This window comes from Candidatus Didemnitutus sp. (genome assembly GCA_019634575.1).
In the GTDB taxonomy this organism is placed as follows: Bacteria; Verrucomicrobiota; Verrucomicrobiia; order Opitutales; family Opitutaceae; genus Didemnitutus.
The window spans coordinates 227,295-245,306 of sequence record JAHCAY010000004.1 but is presented as its reverse complement, the minus strand read 5'-3'; the positions used below and the strand labels follow the sequence as shown (position 1 = coordinate 245,306).

The window sequence follows — 18,012 nt, the reverse complement described above, 5'->3', positions numbered from 1 at the left end:
GGGGCGAAGTGATACGCGCATGGCCGCGTCCGCGCAAGCGCTCGCACCGTCACGCGGGCTGCTGTGCCGGTCAGCCCGTCTCGCCCTTCGCCAGCTCGATGGCGAGCGTGCGGCAGCCCTTCAGGTCGGTCTTGCCCGTGCCGAGCATCGGGATCTTGTCCACGCGTCGGATAATGCGCGGCACCCAGAGATTCGGCAGGCCTGCCTCGAGGAGCTTGGCGCGCACTTCCTCGGCCGAGACGTCCATCGTCGTCAGCAACACGAGCGCCTCGCCCTTCGTGATGTCGGGGATGCCGGTGACGACGGCCGTCGGACCCTCGTTCTGGTCCCAACCAAAAAGCTCCGCGATGCGTGCCTCGACCGTGCCGTGCGGCACCATCTCACCGCCGATTTTGGAGAAGCGCGAGAGGCGGCCCTCGATGTAGACGAACCCATCGTCGTCCATGCGGCCGAGGTCGCCCGTGACAAACCACCGCCCGGGGCGAATGGCGCCTACGGTTTTTTCCGGATCCTTCAAATAACCCGGGAAAACGTTCGGGCCCTTCAGCCAGAGCATGCCCGTCGACTCCATCGGCAGCTCGACGCCGGTGTCGGGGTCGACGATGCGCGCCGTCATGCCCGGCAGCAGGCGTCCGACCGAGCCCGCGCGTTTGCCGTTCTGATGCTCGGCAGTCGACGTGGTGACCGGCGGGTGATGCTGGTTCACGCTCGCGACCGGCGTGGTTTCCGTGAGCCCGTAACCCTGGAGCACCTCGATGTCGAATTGCGCGAGGAACGCCTCGTAGAGATCCATCGGGAGCTTCTCCGCGCCGGTGACGACGAGGTCGAGCGATGCGAGTTCCTCCTTGGTCGCCTTCTTGAGCAGCGGCCGGACAAACGTTGGCGCGCCCACCAATACCGTCGCCTTCTCGTCGCGGATCGCCTCGACAATCTTCCGCGTCTCGAGCGGACTCGGCAGCGTGACGACGCGGCAGCCGCGCAGGATCGGATACCACACCGTCACGGTAAAGCCGAACGAGTGGAAGATCGGCAGGCAGCCGATCAGCGTCGCGGTGTTGGGCAAAATCGAGAGCGAGGAGATCTGCGCGCAGTTCGAGAGGATGTTGCGGTGCGTGAGCACGACGCCCTTCGGCTCGCCTGCGCTGCCGCTGGTGAACAACAGGCCGGCCTCTTCCTGATCGCCGTAACGCGGCAACCCGAGCAGGTCGGCGATCCACTGGTTGGGCAGCACGTAGGCCGCGACGAGCCACGGCAGGATCGCCTTCTTGCCGCCCATCGCCTCGACCGTCTTCTTGAAATCCCAGGTGTCCTCGGGGAACGGGAAATTGGGAATCTTCGCCCGCATTGCGTCGGCGCTGATGACTGTCTTGATCTCGCCGATGCGCAGCGCGGCCTCGACCGCGGCGCGGCCGACGGTGAAGTTCAGATTCACCGGCGTCTTGCCGGCGCAGGCGACGGCGAGGTTCGCGATGTGCGCGCCCGCGCCCGGCGGCAGCACGATGCCGACGCGTTTTTCCGGCACGTTCTTCCGGATATGGCGTGAGAGCGCCGCGGCCACGGCGAGCAATTGCGCGGCCTTCACCGGGCGGCGCTCGGCGGTGCGATCGACGACCTCGACGTGATTCGGGCGCTTCGCGAGTGCGCGCACGCACTCGCGCGCCAGGTGGCGTTTGAGCGACGGGCGTTCCTGGAACGCCTGTTCGCCGAGGTCGAGCAGCGCGCGGCGCGCGGCGCCCGCGGAAAGCTGATCCGGGCCGATGGGCTGCCCGAAGATCACACAGACGTGTGTCGGCTTCAGGCGCGGCGACTTCCAGAGGTATTTGTTGCCCGCGAAGGAATAGACCGAGCCCCAAAGTCCGTCGATCACCGCCGGCACCACCGGCGCGTGCGCCTGACGCGCGATGGTCTCGAAGCCGCGCTTCAACTGCATGAGCTGACCGGTGCGCGAGATCGCGCCCTCGGGAAAGACGCAGACGAGCTCCCCGTCCTTGATCGCATCGACGGCGAGGCGGATGCCCTTCATCGGCTTGTCCGGCGCCACGGGAATGACTCCCGCCGCACGGAACAGGTAACGCACGACGCGGCTCTTCGCGAGGCCGGCGAACGCCACGAAGCGGATCGGCCGCGGCGAGGCGATCTGCAACACCACGGCGTCGACGTAGCTCAGGTGGTTGCAGACGATGAGAGCACCGTTCGTCGGCAGGTTCTCGCGGCCGCGCGCCTTCACCCGATAGAAGAACGGACCGAAGAATCGCATCACCGTGCACACCGTCTGGTGCGGCAGGTGATACAGCGCGTAGAGCGTCATCAGCGCCGTCAGCACCGCGAGCACGAGGAACTGCGCCCGCGTCGAGAGCCGCAGCATGCCGTCCGTCGCCAGCACCCAATAGACGCCCGAGGCCAGCAAGCCGACCGCGCTATCCAGCAGGCTCACGCCCGCCAGCACGCGGCCGCGGCGGTGATCTCCCGCGCTCTTCTGGATGAACGCGTAGAGCGGCACCAGAAACAACCCCGACGCGTAGCCGGCGCCGATGAGCAGCGTGATGTAGGGGCTGAGCCAGAATTCACGGCCGCTCAGGGCAAACGAAGCCGGCGGCTGCGAAATGCTCAACGCCGCCAGACAGCCCGCGAGCAACACGCCGCCGATCGGGGCGAGTCCCATCTCGATGCCGCGCCGCGAGAACAATCCCGCGAGCAGGTTGCCAGTCATCGTTCCCACGCCGACCATCAGCATCATGAGTCCCTGCACCGCGCCGGTCTGCGGACCGCCGGCCTGATGCTCCAGCGCCACTTGCGGCACGAGCAATGCGACGTAGCCGCCAACACCGTAGAAAAAACAGATGCCCAGCGTCGACCGCCACAGCGGCTTCTCGCGCCACACTTCGGCGACATCGCGGAAATGCCGGAACCAGAGCGATCGCGCATACGGTTCCTGCGATTGCGCGGGCGTCGGCGCGGCAAACTGAAACGCGGACCACGCCGCGACCGAGAGCACGGCGAGCAGGATCGAGACGTTCAACGCCGCCGTCCATTCCGCCCCCGTGGCCACGAGCCAGTGACTGAAGAGCGCGCCGCCCGCCCACAGACCGACGAGGATCGCGGTGACATTGGTCATCTCGGCAATACCGACCCAACGGGAAAGTTTTTCCGCTCCCGCGTATTCGAGAATGATGCCCCGCTTCGCCGGCGCGAGAATCGCGGTCTGCACCGAGAGCAGGAAGAAACAACCCAACGCCGCCGCGAGCGAGTGCGCCCAACACGACGCGATCAGCAACGCGACCACGCCGATTTGCAGGATGAGCGCGGCGTTGAAGACGTCGCGCTTCGGAAAGCGATCCGACAACCACCCGCATACCGGCCCGAAAAGCACGTAAGGCGCCACCAACAAACCGCTGATCAGCGCCGTGGTCAGCTTCGCATCCCAGCCGGCGGTGCGCGCGAGCTGCTGCGAAAGCGAGATCAGCATCATCTTCGCCGCACAATCGTTGAAGGTGACCTGAGCCTGCGCGCCCATCAGGACGGCAAGCGAAACGCGGGGTGATTTCATGCTGGGGACCCGGGAAGCTGAACGGTTGCGCACGCCGCGGGCAAGCCTGCGCTCGCCGGGAAGCTCCGCCAGAGCGGACCGGCGCGCGAGCGTTTCCATCCCTCGGCCAACGCTTGCGCACCGGCCGCGCCGGGCCACGCTCACGGGCGATGATCGATCGCCCCGCTGCGCGCCGCATAACGAACCTCGAGTGGTTCGGACTGGCTCTGCCCGCCGGGTTGCTCGCTGCGTTCTTTGTCGCGCCGTTTTCCGCGGCGCTTTTGGCGCTGTCGCTCGGAGCCACGGCGGCCGCGTGCTACGCCGCCGGGCGGAGGGAACCCGTGGCCATCTGGCTGGCGATCCCGGCAACAGGCGTGTTCGCGCTCGTCGCCGGTTCGTTCATCCACGGCTTCGTCCGCCATCCTGATCTGCGTCCCCTGGCGCGCGTGTTGGAAGGCGGGGCGGAAACCCTGGCGGTCGTTTGGGTGCACGGACAGTTGCCGCTCGAAGGAGCGCCACCGCTCGCGCCGTGGCGGCACGTCGCGGGGGCGTGGGCCGTGTTTTCGCTCGCGGGCATGCTGCTCTGCCACCTCGACGCGAAGCGCCGGGCTGCGTCGACCGGCGCTCAGGCCCGCTGATCCTTCCACCCGCGCAAATCCCGCGCGAGCGCGCCGAAGCCGTGGGGAAAATCGTTCTCGAGGCGGCGCAGGTCGCCGCGATGGCGGGAAACTTCCTCCGTCGCGCGTTGGATTTCCCACGGCAGCGACGGACGCGTCGTCCCGTAGACGCGCGCCTTCAGGTCGCGGCGCGAGAACGGCGGCACACCGCTCTCCTGCCCCGCAATCCAGGCTGCTTCGGTCACCTCGTCGTCGCGACCGCACAGCAGCCACGCCTCGATGGCGGGCACCGCGACGCCGATCGCGCGCAGGGGCGAACGCCGGCCGTGCGCGGGCGGAAGATTCTTCATTGTGCGCCGAAACGCGGCACGCAGCCGGCAGATGCGGCAGAGCGGATGGTGGTAACCGGGCGCCTCATGCTCCGGCGTGTGCACGGGTGAGTCGTCCGAGTCGCAGACCACGACGAGCCCGAGCGCATCGGTGTTGAAATGGAGATGGCGGAGGATCGGCGGCAGCACTTGCTCCACCGACGGCCAGCCGCGCGCGCGCAACGACGGTGTCACGAGGGCGAAGGGCTCCGCGAGCGCATAGCCGACGAGGATTCTCAGCGCGGCCTCGTCCGCGGGGGATTCGCTGAGGATCGCGAGTTTCATGCGGCGGCAAAGGAATCGCCCACGGAACACACGGAATACACGGAAAAGCCCCGTCGGGCATCACGCACTCGTTCGGTGCTGCGGCGCAGGGCCGATGCTCGTCGCCGAGCCGCGAAGAGCGTGCGACGCTGCGACGGCCCTACAGTCCCGAACGCGAAAAAGCCACGAAACACACGGAGCTCGGAGCAATACGGCTCGTTTGGAATCATTCCGTGTTTTCGGTGTGTTCCGTGGGCCATCTCGCTCGAGTCTCTCATGCCTCGTCCGGCGTGCCGCCGAGGATGCCGCTATACCAGAGGTCGCCGAGGTTCGACTCGCTGAGCAGCTCGCGTAGGTCCGCGCGGGCCGAAAGCCGCTCGAAGGTCGCGGAGCGGCCGTGTTTGTTGGCGAGCACCACCTCGTCGGGGTGGTCTTTGAAAAGATCGAGCAGGTAGGGCGAATGCGTCGTGGTGATCACCTGCACCGGCGCGCGCGTCACGCCGCAATCGCGCGGGTAACTCAGCCGGTAGAGCGCGTCACGGATTTCGCGGAGCATGCGGGGATGGACGCCGCGATCGGCTTCCTCGAGGCAAACGACGGCCGGCGGCTCGGGCGCGAAGGCGAGCGCGAGGACCGCGAGCAGGTAGAGCGTGCCTTGCGAGAGCGAGTCGGCGGGCACGGCGTCGCCGTTCACGCGCGCGAGCAACTCGACGCTGGCGGCATCGGGGTGGCGGAACTCGAGGCCCTTGAACTCGGGCACGATGCGGTGGAATTCCGCTTCGAGCTGCTCGAGCGTCTCGGGCGTGTGCTGACGCCAGTCGGCGAGCACGGCGGCGAGGTTGCCGGCGTTGGAGGCGAGTTCGCGGCCCTCGTCGCGTTTGGCCGGCACGGCCATCGCGTAGTGGTCGAAGAGGAATCCGCGCATGGTGAGCAGGCGCGCGCGGAGTCGCGTCCACAGCTCCTCGCCGGGATCACCGGGCGGGTGATGCACGACGAGGGTGTCGCACACGAGTTCGTCCTGCGCGCAGGCGGAGACGACGCGCAGGCCGTCGAACGGCGGGAGAAAGCGGAACTCGATCTCCGGTCCGCCGACGCGCGGGTTCTTCAGCTCGTGCGTGTGCGCGGCGGGCAGTGCGGCGAGCGTGCGCAGGCGGAGCAGCGCCTGGATGAGGCTCGTCTTGCCCGAACCGTTGGGACCGATGACGAGATTGAACGGCTCCAGCTTCACGGTCGCGGAGCGCAGCGCCTTGAAGTTCTTGAAATGGACCGAGGCGATCACGTCCGGAGAGTAGCCGAGCGATGAGCTTTCGCCAGTGCGGAGTGCGAAGGCACGACCGTGGGTCGCGTGCTGGCACGTCCCGGCCTCGCGCGTGAACCGTTACTGGCGAGGCGCGAGCAAGCTCGCTGCCTACGGAGCACGCAGATGAACCGGCAACGCTCGACGCGGAACGGAGTCCGCGCCCCACTCTACTCGGCGTGCACGACCACGAGGTCGCTCGCGTGCAGGGCGACCCAGACGCGGTCGCCGCGGCAGATCGAGTCGTTGAGCGCGCTTTCGTTGGCGAGAAGCGCGTTCAGCTCGAGGCCGCCGTCGAGGTGGAGTTCGAGGTAGTCGGTCGGACCTTGGAAAACTTCCTCGTCGACGAGCGCGGCGAACGTGTTGGCGGCGTCGGGGCGCGACTTCGAAACCGCGACCTTCTCGGGGCGGATCGAGACGAGCAACTTGGTCGCGCTCGCCGGCACGCCTGGAGCGGCGAGCTGTAGTTCGAGGCCGCACCCGAGGCGCGCGGACGTGACGGCGCCGAGCAGATCGCGGCCGGTGATCGCGGCTTCGAGGAGGTTGGATTGCCCGAGGAAATCCGCGACGAAGGCCGAGGAGGGATGATGATAGACGTCGACAACCGGGCCAATCTGCTCGATGCGTCCGCCTTTCACGACGACGACGCGGTCGCTGAGCGTGAGCGCCTCCTCCTGGTCGTGGGTCACGAAAATGAACGTCATGCCGAGCTGGCGTTGCAGGCGCTTCAACTCGAGCTGCATCGCGCGGCGGAGCTTGGCGTCGAGGGCGGAGAGCGGTTCGTCGAGCAGCAGCACCTTCGGTTGCGGGGCGATGGCGCGCGCAAGGGCGACGCGCTGGCGCTGACCGCCGGAGAGTTGGTGGGGCTTGCGATCGCCGAGGCCGTCGAGGTCCACGAGGTCGATCGCTTCCGCGACGCGGCGTGCGATCTCGTCGGCCGGCTTGCGCTCCATGCGCAGACCGAAGGCGATGTTCTCCGCCACGGTGAGGTGCGGGAAGAGCGCATAGCTCTGGAAAACCTGATTCACTGGCCGCCGATACGGCGGCAACGTCGTGACGTCCGCGCCGTCGATGAGCACGGCGCCGTCATCGGGCGTCTCGAAGCCGGCGATCATGCGCAACATGGTCGTCTTGCCGCAACCCGACGGCCCGAGCAGCGTGAGAAACTCGCCGGACTCGACGCGCAAATCGACCTGGTTGACGACCGTGACGGCGCCGAAGCGCTTGGTCACGCCCCGCAGCTCGACGCTGGCGCTCATGACGCGGCCTCCTTGGTGTGGTCGCGTTGCAGCACCCAGTAGGCGAGCGCGAAGAGGAGCATGAACACGACACCGAGCGCCGCACCGAAGGGCCAGTCGCGCGCCTGCGTGAACTGGTTTTGGATGACGTTGCCGATGAGCGGGGTTTTGGCGCCGCCCATCAGGTCGGTGATGGCGAACATGCCGATCGCCGGCACGAACACGAGCAGCGTGCCGGCCGCGATGCCCGGCGCGGTGAGCGGAATGATGACTTGGGAAAACACCCGGAGCGGGCCGGCGCCGAGGTCGTGCGCGGCCTCGATGAGATCGCCGGGCAGTTTTTCGGCGCTGGTGTAGATCGGCAGGATCATGAAAGGCAGGTAGGCGTAGGCGAGGCCGATGACGACGGCGGTCGGCGTGTAGAGCAAGTCGAGCGGCCCGAGCCCGAACGGCAGGAGGCGCAGCAGGCCGTTGAGCAAACCTTCCTGCTTCAGGATCGTGATCCACGCGTAGGTGCGCACGAGGAAGCTCGTCCAGAACGGGATCATCACGAGGAGGATCAGCCGTTGCCGCCATGCCTCGCGCGCGCGTGCGATCGTCCACGCCACGGGAAAACCAACCACGGCGCAGATCGCGGTCGTGAGGGCCGCGTAGCCGATCGAACGCACGAACACGCGCATATACACCGGCTCGGCGACGCGGTGGTAGTTTTCCCACGTGAACGAGAACACGATGCGCCCGAGTTCGTCGCGCTCGCAGAAACTATAGACGACCAGGATCGCGGTCGGCACCACCACGAACGCCGCCAGCCACACCAGCATCGGAGAGAGCAACAGCCACGCGAGCCAGCCGGGGCGGCGCTGGCTCGACGGGGCGGAAGATGCGGCGGGCAGAAAGGCCAAGTGCGAGGCGGCGGGAGCGGTGAGTTACCGGCTCTTAAGGTCGGTGACGAGGCGATCGATGTCGCCGGCGGTCTTGCCGATGTCGCGGAAGGATTCGAGCTTCAGCGCGCCGCTCGGGTAGCTGGCGTAGTTGGCGAGTTCGTCGGCGCTGAGCAGTTTGCGCGCGGCGGCGTTCGGGTTCGTGTAGGGGAATTTTTCCGAGATGAGCTTCGAGACTTCGGGGCGAAGGATGTAGTCGATGAACTTGTGCGCGGCGGCCTTGTGCGGCGCGGTGGCGGGAATGGCGAGGACGTCGAGCCATTGGTGCGCGCCCTCAGCGGGCAGCACGTATTTGAATTTCTTGTTCTCCTTCCAGAGAATCGCGGCCTCGCCGCTCCAGACGACGCCGAGGTCGACGTCGCCGTTGAGCAGCGCGGTCTTCGGGCTGTCGGAGTCGTAGAGCTTGATGAGCTTCACCCACTCGGCGACGACGGGGCGGGCCTTGTCGAGGGCGGCAGCGTCGATCTTGTTCACGGGAAGACCGAGCGTGTTGAGCGCCCAACTGACGATCTCGCGGTTGTCGTTGAGGACGACGATGCGGTCCTTGAACTTCGGCTGGAAGACATCCTTGTAGCCTTTGATGTCGTCCTTCACGACCTCGGTGTTCACGACGATGCCGACGGTGCCGGCCATGTAGGGCACGGTGAACTGATTCTTCGGGTCGTGGGCGCGGCCGATGAAGTCCGGCGCGAGGTTCTTGCGGTTCGGGACGAGGTCGGCGTCGATCGGCGCGAGGAGTTTCTGGCGGATCAGCACTTCCGCGGTGTAGTCGGAGGGCTGGATGAGATCGTAGGCGGCGCCGCCGGCGACGAGCTTGGCGAGCATTTCCTCGTTGGAGGCGTAGGTCTCGAAGTTCACGGCGATGCCCGTCTCCTTCGTGAAGCCGTCGATGACCTCCTGCGGGACGTATTCGGACCAGCCGAAGAGGTTGAGTTCCTCCTTGGCGGAGGCAAAGAGCGCGGCGGCGGAGGCCGCGCCGAGGACGAGTGCGCTGCGGATCAGTTTCATGAGAGTTGGGTGGAAGGGGCCGAAGAGCCGCGGCCCAGGCGGCGCAAATAGTGCGAAAATACCACGACTGTAATCGTGACGAGCACGAACAGTGCCGAGAGCGCGTTCAGCATCGGATTGAGGCCGACCTTGGCCATGCCGAAGACGCGCACGGGCAAGGTCGCGGAAGACGCGCTGGTGGTGAAGAAGGTCACGATCAGCTCGTCGAGCGAGAGCGTGAACGCCATCAACGCGCCGGCGATGATCGCCGGGCGCAAGCTCGGCAGGATCACGAGCCAGAACGCCTGCAGCGGCGTCGCGCCGAGATCGAGCGCGGCCTCTTCCAGCGCCGGATCGAGGTCGTGCAGGCGCGATTGCACCGCCACCAGCACGAAGGGAAAGCAAAACGTCACATGCGCGATGATGACGGTCGTGAAACCGAGCGACAGATCCACGGCGGCGAACAGGATGAGGAGGCTAATGCCCATCAGCACCTCCGGCACGACCATCGGAATGGTGAACAGCGTCTGCACAGCGCGCGCGCCGCGGTAGCGGTAGCGGTGCAGCAGCCACGCGCCCAGCGTGCCGAGCACGACGGAGAGCACGGTCGTCGCGGCCGCGATGACGAGGCTGTTGTAGGCCGCGCGCATGAGCGGGGCGTTGGCGAAGAGTTGCCCGAACCAACGGAAGCTGAAGCCCGTCCAGACGACGTTCAGGCGCGACGCGTTGAACGAATAGGCGACGAGCACGAGGATCGGCACGTAGAGAAACGCGAACACCAGCGCGGTCCATCCGCGCAGGAACCACTCCATCGCCCGCAGGCCGGTGAAAGAAGAACGGGTGGGCTTCGCTGCCGCCATGTTTGAGGCGCAGTGTGGGACGCCGTGGCGTCGTGTTGCAACAGGCGAGTTGCAGATCGCCGAGCGACAAGGGGGAAAACCGGGCGCGGCGATTCGAAAGCAAAAAGGGCCATCGCACGCGCGATGGCCCTCGGTTTCAGGTTTTTTCCGGTATGGCGGGCGATCAATGGTGCGCGTGCGCGGAATTACCGGCGGCGCGCGCCTTCTGGTATTCCTCGACGTGCTTCTTCTCCTGATCGGACGGCATTTCCTCGTAGTGGCTGAATTTCTCCGCGTGCATGCCGCGGCCGCCGGTGAGCGAACGCAGCACGGTGCCGTAGTGATACAGCTGCGCGGCGGGAACCGTGGCCTTCACGATCTGAAGGCGGCCGGCGACATCCATGCCGAGGATGCGACCACGGCGTCCGGAGAGATCACCGACCACGCGGCCGACGAATTCCTCGGGGACCTTGATTTCCAGCTCGTGGATCGGCTCGAGCAGCACCGGCTTCGCTTGGGCGAACGCCTCGCGGAACGCGAAGTAGCCCGCGATCTGGAAGGCGATGTCCTTCGAGTCGACCGGGTGCATCTTGCCGCCGTAGAAGTCGATCTTCACGTCGGTCACGCGGTAACCCGCATGGACACCCTCGTTCGCCGCGGTCTTCAGGCCTTTTTCCACGGAGGGAACGAAGACGCGATCGACATCCTGGCCGACGAGCGACTCCTCGAAGGCGATGCCGCTGTCGCGCTCGCCCGGCTCGATGCGGAGCCAGACTTCGGCGAATTGGCCGGCACCGCCGGTCTGCTTCTTGTGGCGGTAGCGCGCCTCGCCCTTGCCGCGGATGGTTTCGCGGTAACGGATCTTCGGCGGCTCGAGGGAAACATCGACCTTGTAGCGGCGTTTCAGGCGCTCGAAGAGCACCTCGAGGTGCAATTCACCCTGCGCGGAGATGATGAACTGATGGAGTTCGGGATCGGTGTGATACTCGAACGCGCGATCCTCCTCGTGCAGCGCGGCGAGGCCGGCGGCTAGTTTCTCCTCGTCGCCCGGCGAGTTGAGCTTCAACGCGGCCTGGGTGTAAGGCGTCGGATAGGTCACCTTGGGCAGCGCGACGGCGTGACGGAGATCGCACAGCGTGTTGCCGGTGTGCGTGTCCTTCAGTTTCACCGCGGCGCCGATGTCGCCGGCATGCAAGGCATCGACCGGCGTGCGGTTCTTGCCGTTGAGCCGGTAGAGCTGCCCGATGCGTTCGCCGATGCGGCGCTCGCTGTTGTGCAGGTCCTGGCCGTGCGTGATCGTGCCGGAGTAGACGCGGAAGATCGACAGGTCGCCGCTCTGCGGGTCGGTGAGGGTCTTGAAGACGTATGCGACAGGCTCCGCGCCATCGAGGCGCACGAGGCAGGGCGAGCCGGTGTTGGTCGCGACGGCGCCGACCGTCTGGCGGTCGTCGGGCGAGGAGCCGTATTTCGCGATGAAGTCCATCAGGCGCGCGACGCCGACATTGGTCTCGGCGGACGTGACGAGCAGCGGGATGAAAACCTGTTTCTGGATCGCGGGATGGATGCCGTTGCGCAGCATCTCTTCCGAGAGGCCGCCGTCATTGAAGAATTTCTCGAGGAGCGTGTCGTCGCTCTCGGCGATGTGCTCGATGAGTTCCTTGTGCAGGGCATCGACCTTCTCCTTCCACACGCCGGCGGCGGGCTCTTCGGTGTATTTGCCGGATTTGTCGGCGGCATAGCTGCAGACTTCGCTGCGCAGGACATCGAGGACCTGATGGAAGCCCGGGCCGGCATCGATCGGCACCTGCATCGGAAACACGCCCTGGCCGAAGTGTTCGCGGATTTCGCTCAGGATCGTGTCGAAATCGTATTTCTCCTTATCGAAGCCGTTGACGACGATGACGCGCGGGATGCCGAACTGGCCGGCGTAATCCCACATGAGGTCCGCACCGACGCCGACGCCGGTGCCAGCGTTCACGACGAGGAGCGCGAAATCGGAAACGTGCAGCGCATGGATCGCCTCGCCGGCGAAGTCGAGGTAGCCGGGCGTGTCGATGAAATTGAAACGCCGCCCCTGCCATTCGCAGTTGAGCGGCGTGCCGTGAATCGAGATGTGCCGCTGTTGTTCGCCCACATGGTAGTCGGACACCGTGGTGCCTGCCGCCACGCTGCCGAGCCGTTGAATCGCACCGCCGCAGAGCAGCATGGCTTCGGCAAGAGTCGTCTTGCCGGCTGTAGCATGCCCCACGATGGCGAAGTTCCTGATGTCTCCAGGACGAGTGCCATTCATAGAGTTGGGTCTCCTTTTTTTGAGGCCGACCCGGGCGGGTCGCGCCGTTGGGTTTGGGGAGCTGCACCCTACTCCGAATGGGCCGCGGGTAAAGCGGCAACCCGCCGCACAAATTGCCGGGACGTGCGCGCCGATTTACCGGGCAGTTCGGCATTGCGTGTCCGTGGCGCCTCGCGTTGAACCGGCGCGGGCCCATCGCATGCGCTGCGGATGAATAACGCACCGCTCCTGTCCCTAAGCTCCATTCATGCTCCTCAACTTCGCCCTCGTCTTCCTGATCTTCGGCGCCGGCAAAAAGAAGATGAACCGCTACCTCGCCGCGGCAATCTACGGCGTCATCAAAGGCGGTCTCGGATTTCTCGCCACGGGCAGCTTGGTGGCGGGGCTGATCAACTTCGTCATCTACGGCGCGCTCGCCGCGGCGCTGATGTGGCTGTTCGCGCGAATCGACACCAAAGAGGCGACCGAAAACACCATCAGCGACTACTCGCTGAAACGGAAATCGTCCTTCAAGTGGGAATACGTTCCGCTCTCGGCGATCGTCGTCTTTCTCCTTTTCGGAGAACTGCTGGTTCGCCTCTTTGTGGTGTCACCGCAGGTCTAATTCAGAAAGTCCGACAGCTTCGACTGTGCGAGCTTGAGGAAGAACTGGCTCGGGTCAGGTTTGCTCAGCGTGCCGCCGATCGTGCCGATGTCCTTCATCTTCGAATAGCCGAGATCGTCCTTCGTGCCGTCGAGCACGCGCATCTTGCCGAGCAGCTGTTCGACTTTGCCGCGGGCGGCGAGCGAGTAGCTCACCGAAAGCGGCTGATCGAGGAGCGGTTTGCCGGCGACATGCGTCACGCTGCCCTTGCCGATCAGGCGCACCTCGGGCGAAAGCAGCGCGAGCTCGTCGAGGCGCAGATTCAGCGCGTCGTCGCGCGTGGCGCGGATCGAGAGCTGGTCGAACTGGATTTCGCCGAGCGACTGCGCGAGCTGGTCGACCTGATAGGACTGGCCGGCGACTTTCTCGGCGACGCCCTTCATCTTGTCGCCGCCGAAAAGCGAGCCGAGCGCCGCGACGGCATCGACTGCCTTCGTGGCAACAGAGACTTTTTCGCTCGTGCGCTTCAAACCGCGGAAAATGCCCTGGCGGCTCGTGAGCTGAAACTGTCCGCGCGTGCGGTCGATCGTCTGGTCGAGATTCGCGCCGTCGCCGCTGAAACCGCCGGCGACCGTCACGATGGCCTCGAGCGTCGGCGGCTTGCCCGGGTCAAAAGCCTTTAATGCGGCACCGGCGTCGAAATCGGTGAGGGAGAAATTGCCGGTCAGGCGATACGGCGTCGCACCGCCGCTGAAGCGCAGATCGGCGCGCGCGCCGAGGCGGCTCTTTTCGTTGATGAGCCCCTGTAGCTGCTGCACGGCCGCGCGCTGCTCATCGAGGACGACGAAGCCGCTTAGGCCCGTCATCGCCCAGTCCTTGCCGCGCGTGATGGACTTCACGTCGAGCGTCAGTTCGCCGCGCACGCCGCGCCAGAAGGGGCGCGCGTCGGGCTCGACGGGGCGCGCGGCGACCGCCGCGACGGGCCGTGACTCGGGCGCGGCCGCGGCCTGCACCGGCGCGCCGGCCAAGGCGGCGAGCGCGACGAGATCCGCGAGATCGAGATGTTCGCCGGCGACCTTGGCCTCGAAGAGCACTCCGTCGGACCGGCGCACGGCCTCGACAGTGAGCTTGATGTCGGAGCGCTGGCCGAGGCGGTCGAGCAGCACGGGGGCCTCGAACGAGAGGCGTCCGTCCGGCGAGCGTGCGGCGCGGAAATTGAGATTCGCGACCGGCAGCGGCTGGTCGCCGTCGCGGAGCGTGAGATTGTTCAACGTAGTGCGGCCTTCGACCTGCACGGCTTTCCCGGCGAGCGCGCCGCGGATTTCGCCGCTCGCGCGACCGGTCGCCAGCACTCGCGCCGCCGCGAACGCGGGCTGCGCGGCCAAGGCGGCCAGATCGGCGTTGAAGGTGAGCGTCGAGCGGATGCCGTCCTGTTCGGTAGCCTTCACTTCGGCGGCGGTCGTGAGCCAGACGGCTTTGTCGCGGTTGGACAGAGTCGTTTCGCCGGTCGCGATTTTCCATTCGCCCAGGCCGGCAAATTCGAGCGAAGGCGACGTCGCGATCGAGACCCGGTCGACGCGCGGCTGCTTGGTTTCGCCCAACACGGTGAGCTCGCGCAACTGCACCGGCGCGAGCGGCAGCACGGCAACGCGACCGGCATCGACGGAAACCTTGAATTCGCTCGCGAGCAACTGGCCGCGCAACGGAAGGACGGCCTGCACGAACGGCAGCGCGGCGAAATCCATCGCGCCGATTTTCAGCCGTGCCACTTCGGCCGCACCGGCGCCGGCCGCGCGCAGTTGCAGGGTTTTGAGGTCGAGCGTGCTCGGCTGCACGGACACCGCAGAGAGGAGTTGGCGATCGGCACCGTCGGCGAGCGCGGCGTGAAAGCTGCGAACCTCCGCCTGTTGCGGGCTCAGCGTCGCGTCGATGTCGCCCTGCAATTTCACGTGACCGACCGGCGCGAAAGTCTCGAGCAGGCGCGGCAAATCGGCGGCGAACTTGCCGCGCACCGTGAGCGCGCTCGTCGCGTCGGCCGGCATTTCGACTTCGGCTTCGCCGGAGATGGAATCGCCCGCCGGCGTGCGCAGGGAGAGTTCGCGCATCGCGGCGGTCACCCGTGTCGGCGCGACCGAGGCGGAAGTCTGCACGGAGATCGCGGCGCGATCGACCAGGCGGCGTCCGCCCTGCACCACGGTCAGCGAGTCGATTTGCAGGGGCGAGGTCGGGCGCAATTGCATTTCGCTGCCCTGCCCTTCCAAGGTCCACTCGCCGCGCACAAAGCCGCCGGACACGTCGAGGCCGGTGACGAAGGGACGCACCCAGGCGAGCGGCAGCTGTTGCACCGTCAGCTTCGCGAGCGGCCCGGAGCCCGGCGCGGCGATCTGCGGTGCGGTCTGGCCGAGGCTCAGGGCGATGGGGCGCGTGGTCTCGAGGGCGAGCACGGGCTGTTCGCCGTCGAGCTTGAGCTGGAGTCGGTTCAGGCGGGCGGCATCGCGGTCGGCGGCGAGATCGAATGCGGTTTGGAAACGGACGGCACCGACGGCGCGCAGCGTGGGATCGAGGGTTTCGAGGGCGGCGACGTTGCCATCGAGTTCGCCTTGCAGCGTGGCGGCGTGCGCGGGGGCGTTGAACGTGAAGCGTCCGCTGCCGTTCGTCGCGAATTTCGGCAGGGGGCGGCCAAGGAAAAAGGCCTCGATTTGCGCCGTCGTGGCGTGCAGTTCCCAAGAGCCGGCGCCCTCGAGTTTGCCGGTCGGGAGCGACGAGGCGATCTTGAGCACGTTGGCGGACTTGCCGGCCTGCTGGGTGTCGAGCGCGAGGGTCAGGTTTTCCTGGCCAGCGGCAGATTCCATGCCGGCGGTGAGCTTGAGCTGGTGGCCGTCGGAAAATTGCGGCCCCTCGGCATCGAGCGCGAGCATGAGGCTGGCGCGATCGAAGGAGCGGTCGACCGTCTCGCGCACCGCGAGGCGACCGTCGACGCGCAGGGCCGTCACGGTCGCGGCGGGCGTGGCGTCGACGATCTTCGCCTTGAGGAGGAGCGATCCTTCCTGCGCGGGTGCGATGCCGCCGCCGTTGAGTTGGAAATCGACGGTCAGCGGCGCACGGCCCGGTCCGCCGGCGAGAGTGGCGCGGCCGGCGATCTGCACCTCGCCGACCTGGAGCGTGTAAGGCAACTGGATGCGACCGAGCGCGCCGGGGGCAACGACGGGTGCGCCGGCGGACGCGCCGACGGCTTGCGAGGCGCGGGCGGGAGCGAGCTGCGTGGCGTCGACCGCGATGCCGGTCGCGACGAGGCGATCGACCTGCACGTGTTTGTGCAGCAGGAACTGCCAGGCGGAGAAGTCGGCCTCAACGTTCTCGACTGCGACGACGAGGCCCTGCTGCTCGAAACGGACGCCGCTCAACCGGGCGCGGGACGGGCCGGCCGACAACGAGGCGAAGTCGAGTTTCAGTTCCGGGTGCCCCGCCAGCGCACGGCGCACGGCCCACTGTTGCACGGCCGGCACGAGGGCGACGCCGATGGCGAGCGCCACCAGCGCGAACAGGATTGCGAGAGTGAGGAGGAGCGGGCGAACCAGCTTCATGGAGCCAGCCGTTACGACAATCTAAGTGGCAGGAAGTTGCGAAGGATTTTGACGAAAAAAGAGCCGCGGCGGTGGGACCGCGCGGCTCGCAAGAACGGATGTCTACAACTCAGCGGCCGGCGACCAATTCGTCCGGCAGGCCCATCGCGCGGCGGACGTTGGCCGAGGCGACGTTGAAGCTGTAGAACGCCTGGAGCTGGTTGAGGCGCGCGGTCGTCAGGTCGGTGCGCGCCTGGAGGACGTCGAGTTGCGTGGCGGTGCCGGCGGCGTAGCGCGCATCGGCGAGACGGACGGCTTCCTCGGCTTGTTCGACGACCTTCTTGGAGGCCTCGGCGAGCTCGGTGGCTTCCTGCAACGAGGAGAGCGCGCGGCGGACTTCCACGGAGACGGAGAGTTCGGCTTCGTTGAGCGCGAGGCGCGCCTGTTCGAGGGCGGACTCGGCCTGGACGACGCGACCGCGGGTGGCGCGGCCATCGAAGATGTCCCAAGTGGACTGCACGCCGACCGTGAGGCCGTCGCGCGAGGCGGCGAAGTCGGAATAACCCGGGCGCTTGCGCCAGTCGTAGGCGGCGTAGAGCGAGAGGTCCGGGTAGTAATTGGAGCGGCGGACGGTGACGACCTGCTCGGCGACTTCCTCGAGTTTCTTCAGGCGCAGGAGATCGGGGCGGCGTTCGCGGGCGGTGGCGAGGGCCGAGGTGAGTTCGTAGCTGACCGGCGAGAACTCGAGCTTGCCGACGAACTCGGGGATCTTGGCGACGTTGGCGCCGTCGACCGTGACGAAGCCGAGGGACTGGCGCAGGTCGTCGATGGAGAGGCGGTAGGCGTTGCGTGCGGTGATGAGCGGCGGCTGGGCGTTGGCGACGGCGACTTCGGCGCGAAGGACCTCGAAGTTCGAGACGGTGCCGGCATCGAAGCGGTTCTTCACATCCTGCAGCTGACGGCGGAGGAGCTCGACGTTCTGTTCCTGCACCTTGATGCGCTCGCGGGTGACGAGAACGTTGTAGAACTTCGTGCGCACATCGAGCATCGCGGCATCGATCACGGACTGGAGCGACAGCGTGGCCGCCTCGAGGGCGAGGCGCTGGGACTTCACCGTGGCCTGCACGCCGCCGCCGGCGAAGACGATCTGGCGGGCGGTGATGTTGACGGACCACGAGCGGTCGTCGCCGGTGGTCGAGATCTGCTGCGCGAAGCCGGAGTAGCCGGCGGAGCTCGTGACGTTCGGGATCTGCTGGGCGCGGACCTCGAGGACGATGCCCTCCTGCTGGCGGATGCGCTCCTTCGCCTGACGGATAGCGAAGTTGTTATCGAGTGCGAACGAGAGCGCGTAATTCAGCGTCAGCTCGTCCGGGACCATGTAGGACGGGTCGGCTTTGCCGTCGGGTTTGAAGGGCGTCGCGGGCATTTCCGCGCGGAGCGGTTGCGCTAACGCCAGCACGGCGAGGGCGGCGAGGGAGGACGGAACCAGTTTCATGGGA

The 18,012-nt window shown here is 66.8% G+C and carries 12 protein-coding genes; 2 read left to right on the top strand and 10 right to left on the bottom strand.

Annotated features, from left to right (window positions below):
- Positions 1-70: 70 nt before the first annotated feature.
- Positions 71-3,547: an MFS transporter gene (locus tag KF715_21000; protein ID MBX3739179.1), complete on the bottom strand. Its 3,477-nt coding sequence runs from the start codon at positions 3,545-3,547 to the stop codon at positions 71-73.
- A 113-nt stretch (positions 3,548-3,660) separates the two neighbouring features.
- Between KF715_21000 and KF715_20995 the strand changes: the two genes are divergently transcribed.
- Complete coding sequence (locus KF715_20995; protein MBX3739178.1) at positions 3,661-4,164, top strand: hypothetical protein; 504 nt, start codon at positions 3,661-3,663, stop codon at positions 4,162-4,164.
- On the opposite strand, the gene KF715_20990 is transcribed toward KF715_20995, so the two are convergent.
- The 7 genes from KF715_20990 to KF715_20960 form a co-directional block, all read right to left on the bottom strand.
- Entirely contained in the window at positions 4,152-4,796 is a 645-nt protein-coding gene (locus KF715_20990) for a hypothetical protein (GenBank protein ID MBX3739177.1), read from the bottom strand. The genes KF715_20995 and KF715_20990 overlap by 13 nt on opposite strands.
- 253 nt (positions 4,797-5,049) lie before the next feature.
- The gene (locus KF715_20985; GenBank protein ID MBX3739176.1) at positions 5,050-6,054 is read right to left on the bottom strand and encodes an AAA family ATPase; all 1,005 of its coding nucleotides are present in this window, start codon (positions 6,052-6,054) and stop codon (positions 5,050-5,052) included.
- Between the two features lie 188 nt (positions 6,055-6,242).
- Positions 6,243-7,331 (bottom strand): ABC transporter ATP-binding protein, encoded by a 1,089-nt coding sequence (locus KF715_20980; protein ID MBX3739175.1) that lies wholly within the window; start codon positions 7,329-7,331, stop codon positions 6,243-6,245.
- Positions 7,328-8,131: an ABC transporter permease gene (locus KF715_20975; GenBank protein ID MBX3739174.1), complete on the bottom strand. Its 804-nt coding sequence runs from the start codon at positions 8,129-8,131 to the stop codon at positions 7,328-7,330. The genes KF715_20980 and KF715_20975 overlap by 4 nt, the downstream gene beginning before the upstream one ends.
- Before the next feature lie 105 nt (positions 8,132-8,236).
- The gene (locus KF715_20970; protein MBX3739173.1) at positions 8,237-9,259 is read right to left on the bottom strand and encodes a spermidine/putrescine ABC transporter substrate-binding protein; all 1,023 of its coding nucleotides are present in this window, start codon (positions 9,257-9,259) and stop codon (positions 8,237-8,239) included.
- The gene (locus KF715_20965; protein ID MBX3739172.1) at positions 9,256-10,098 is read right to left on the bottom strand and encodes an ABC transporter permease; all 843 of its coding nucleotides are present in this window, start codon (positions 10,096-10,098) and stop codon (positions 9,256-9,258) included. The genes KF715_20970 and KF715_20965 overlap by 4 nt, the downstream gene beginning before the upstream one ends.
- 163 nt (positions 10,099-10,261) lie before the next feature.
- Positions 10,262-12,367 carry an elongation factor G gene (locus tag KF715_20960; GenBank protein MBX3739171.1) on the bottom strand — a complete coding sequence of 702 codons (2,106 nt, stop codon included), beginning with the start codon at positions 12,365-12,367 and terminating at the stop codon, positions 10,262-10,264.
- A gap of 247 nt (positions 12,368-12,614) precedes the next feature.
- Between KF715_20960 and KF715_20955 the strand changes: the two genes are divergently transcribed.
- A complete protein-coding gene (locus KF715_20955) occupies positions 12,615-12,971 on the top strand; it encodes a hypothetical protein (GenBank protein ID MBX3739170.1) in 357 nt (118 codons plus the stop codon).
- Here KF715_20955 and KF715_20950 read toward each other — a convergent pair.
- Together KF715_20950 and KF715_20945 are read right to left on the bottom strand one after the other, a co-directional pair.
- Entirely contained in the window at positions 12,968-16,534 is a 3,567-nt protein-coding gene (locus KF715_20950) for a hypothetical protein (GenBank protein MBX3739169.1), read from the bottom strand. The genes KF715_20955 and KF715_20950 overlap by 4 nt on opposite strands.
- 109 nt (positions 16,535-16,643) lie before the next feature.
- Positions 16,644-18,008, bottom strand: coding sequence for a TolC family protein (locus KF715_20945; protein MBX3739168.1), 1,365 nt, complete (start codon positions 18,006-18,008; stop codon positions 16,644-16,646).
- Between the last annotated feature and the right edge of the window lie 4 nt (positions 18,009-18,012).

Coding starts and splice junctions, on each gene's coding strand:
- KF715_20975 (MBX3739174.1), bottom strand. CDS start 8,131: ATGCTGGTGTGGCTGGCGGCGTTCGTGGTGGTGCCGACCGCGATCCTG.
- KF715_20970 (MBX3739173.1), bottom strand. CDS start 9,259: ATGAAACTGATCCGCAGCGCACTCGTCCTCGGCGCGGCCTCCGCCGCC.
- KF715_20960 (MBX3739171.1), bottom strand. CDS start 12,367: ATGAATGGCACTCGTCCTGGAGACATCAGGAACTTCGCCATCGTGGGG.
- KF715_20965 (MBX3739172.1), bottom strand. CDS start 10,098: ATGGCGGCAGCGAAGCCCACCCGTTCTTCTTTCACCGGCCTGCGGGCG.
- KF715_20980 (MBX3739175.1), bottom strand. CDS start 7,331: ATGAGCGCCAGCGTCGAGCTGCGGGGCGTGACCAAGCGCTTCGGCGCC.
- KF715_21000 (MBX3739179.1), bottom strand. CDS start 3,547: ATGAAATCACCCCGCGTTTCGCTTGCCGTCCTGATGGGCGCGCAGGCT.
- KF715_20990 (MBX3739177.1), bottom strand. CDS start 4,796: ATGAAACTCGCGATCCTCAGCGAATCCCCCGCGGACGAGGCCGCGCTG.
- KF715_20950 (MBX3739169.1), bottom strand. CDS start 16,534: ATGAAGCTGGTTCGCCCGCTCCTCCTCACTCTCGCAATCCTGTTCGCG.
- KF715_20945 (MBX3739168.1), bottom strand. CDS start 18,008: ATGAAACTGGTTCCGTCCTCCCTCGCCGCCCTCGCCGTGCTGGCGTTA.
- KF715_20955 (MBX3739170.1), top strand. CDS start 12,615: ATGCTCCTCAACTTCGCCCTCGTCTTCCTGATCTTCGGCGCCGGCAAA.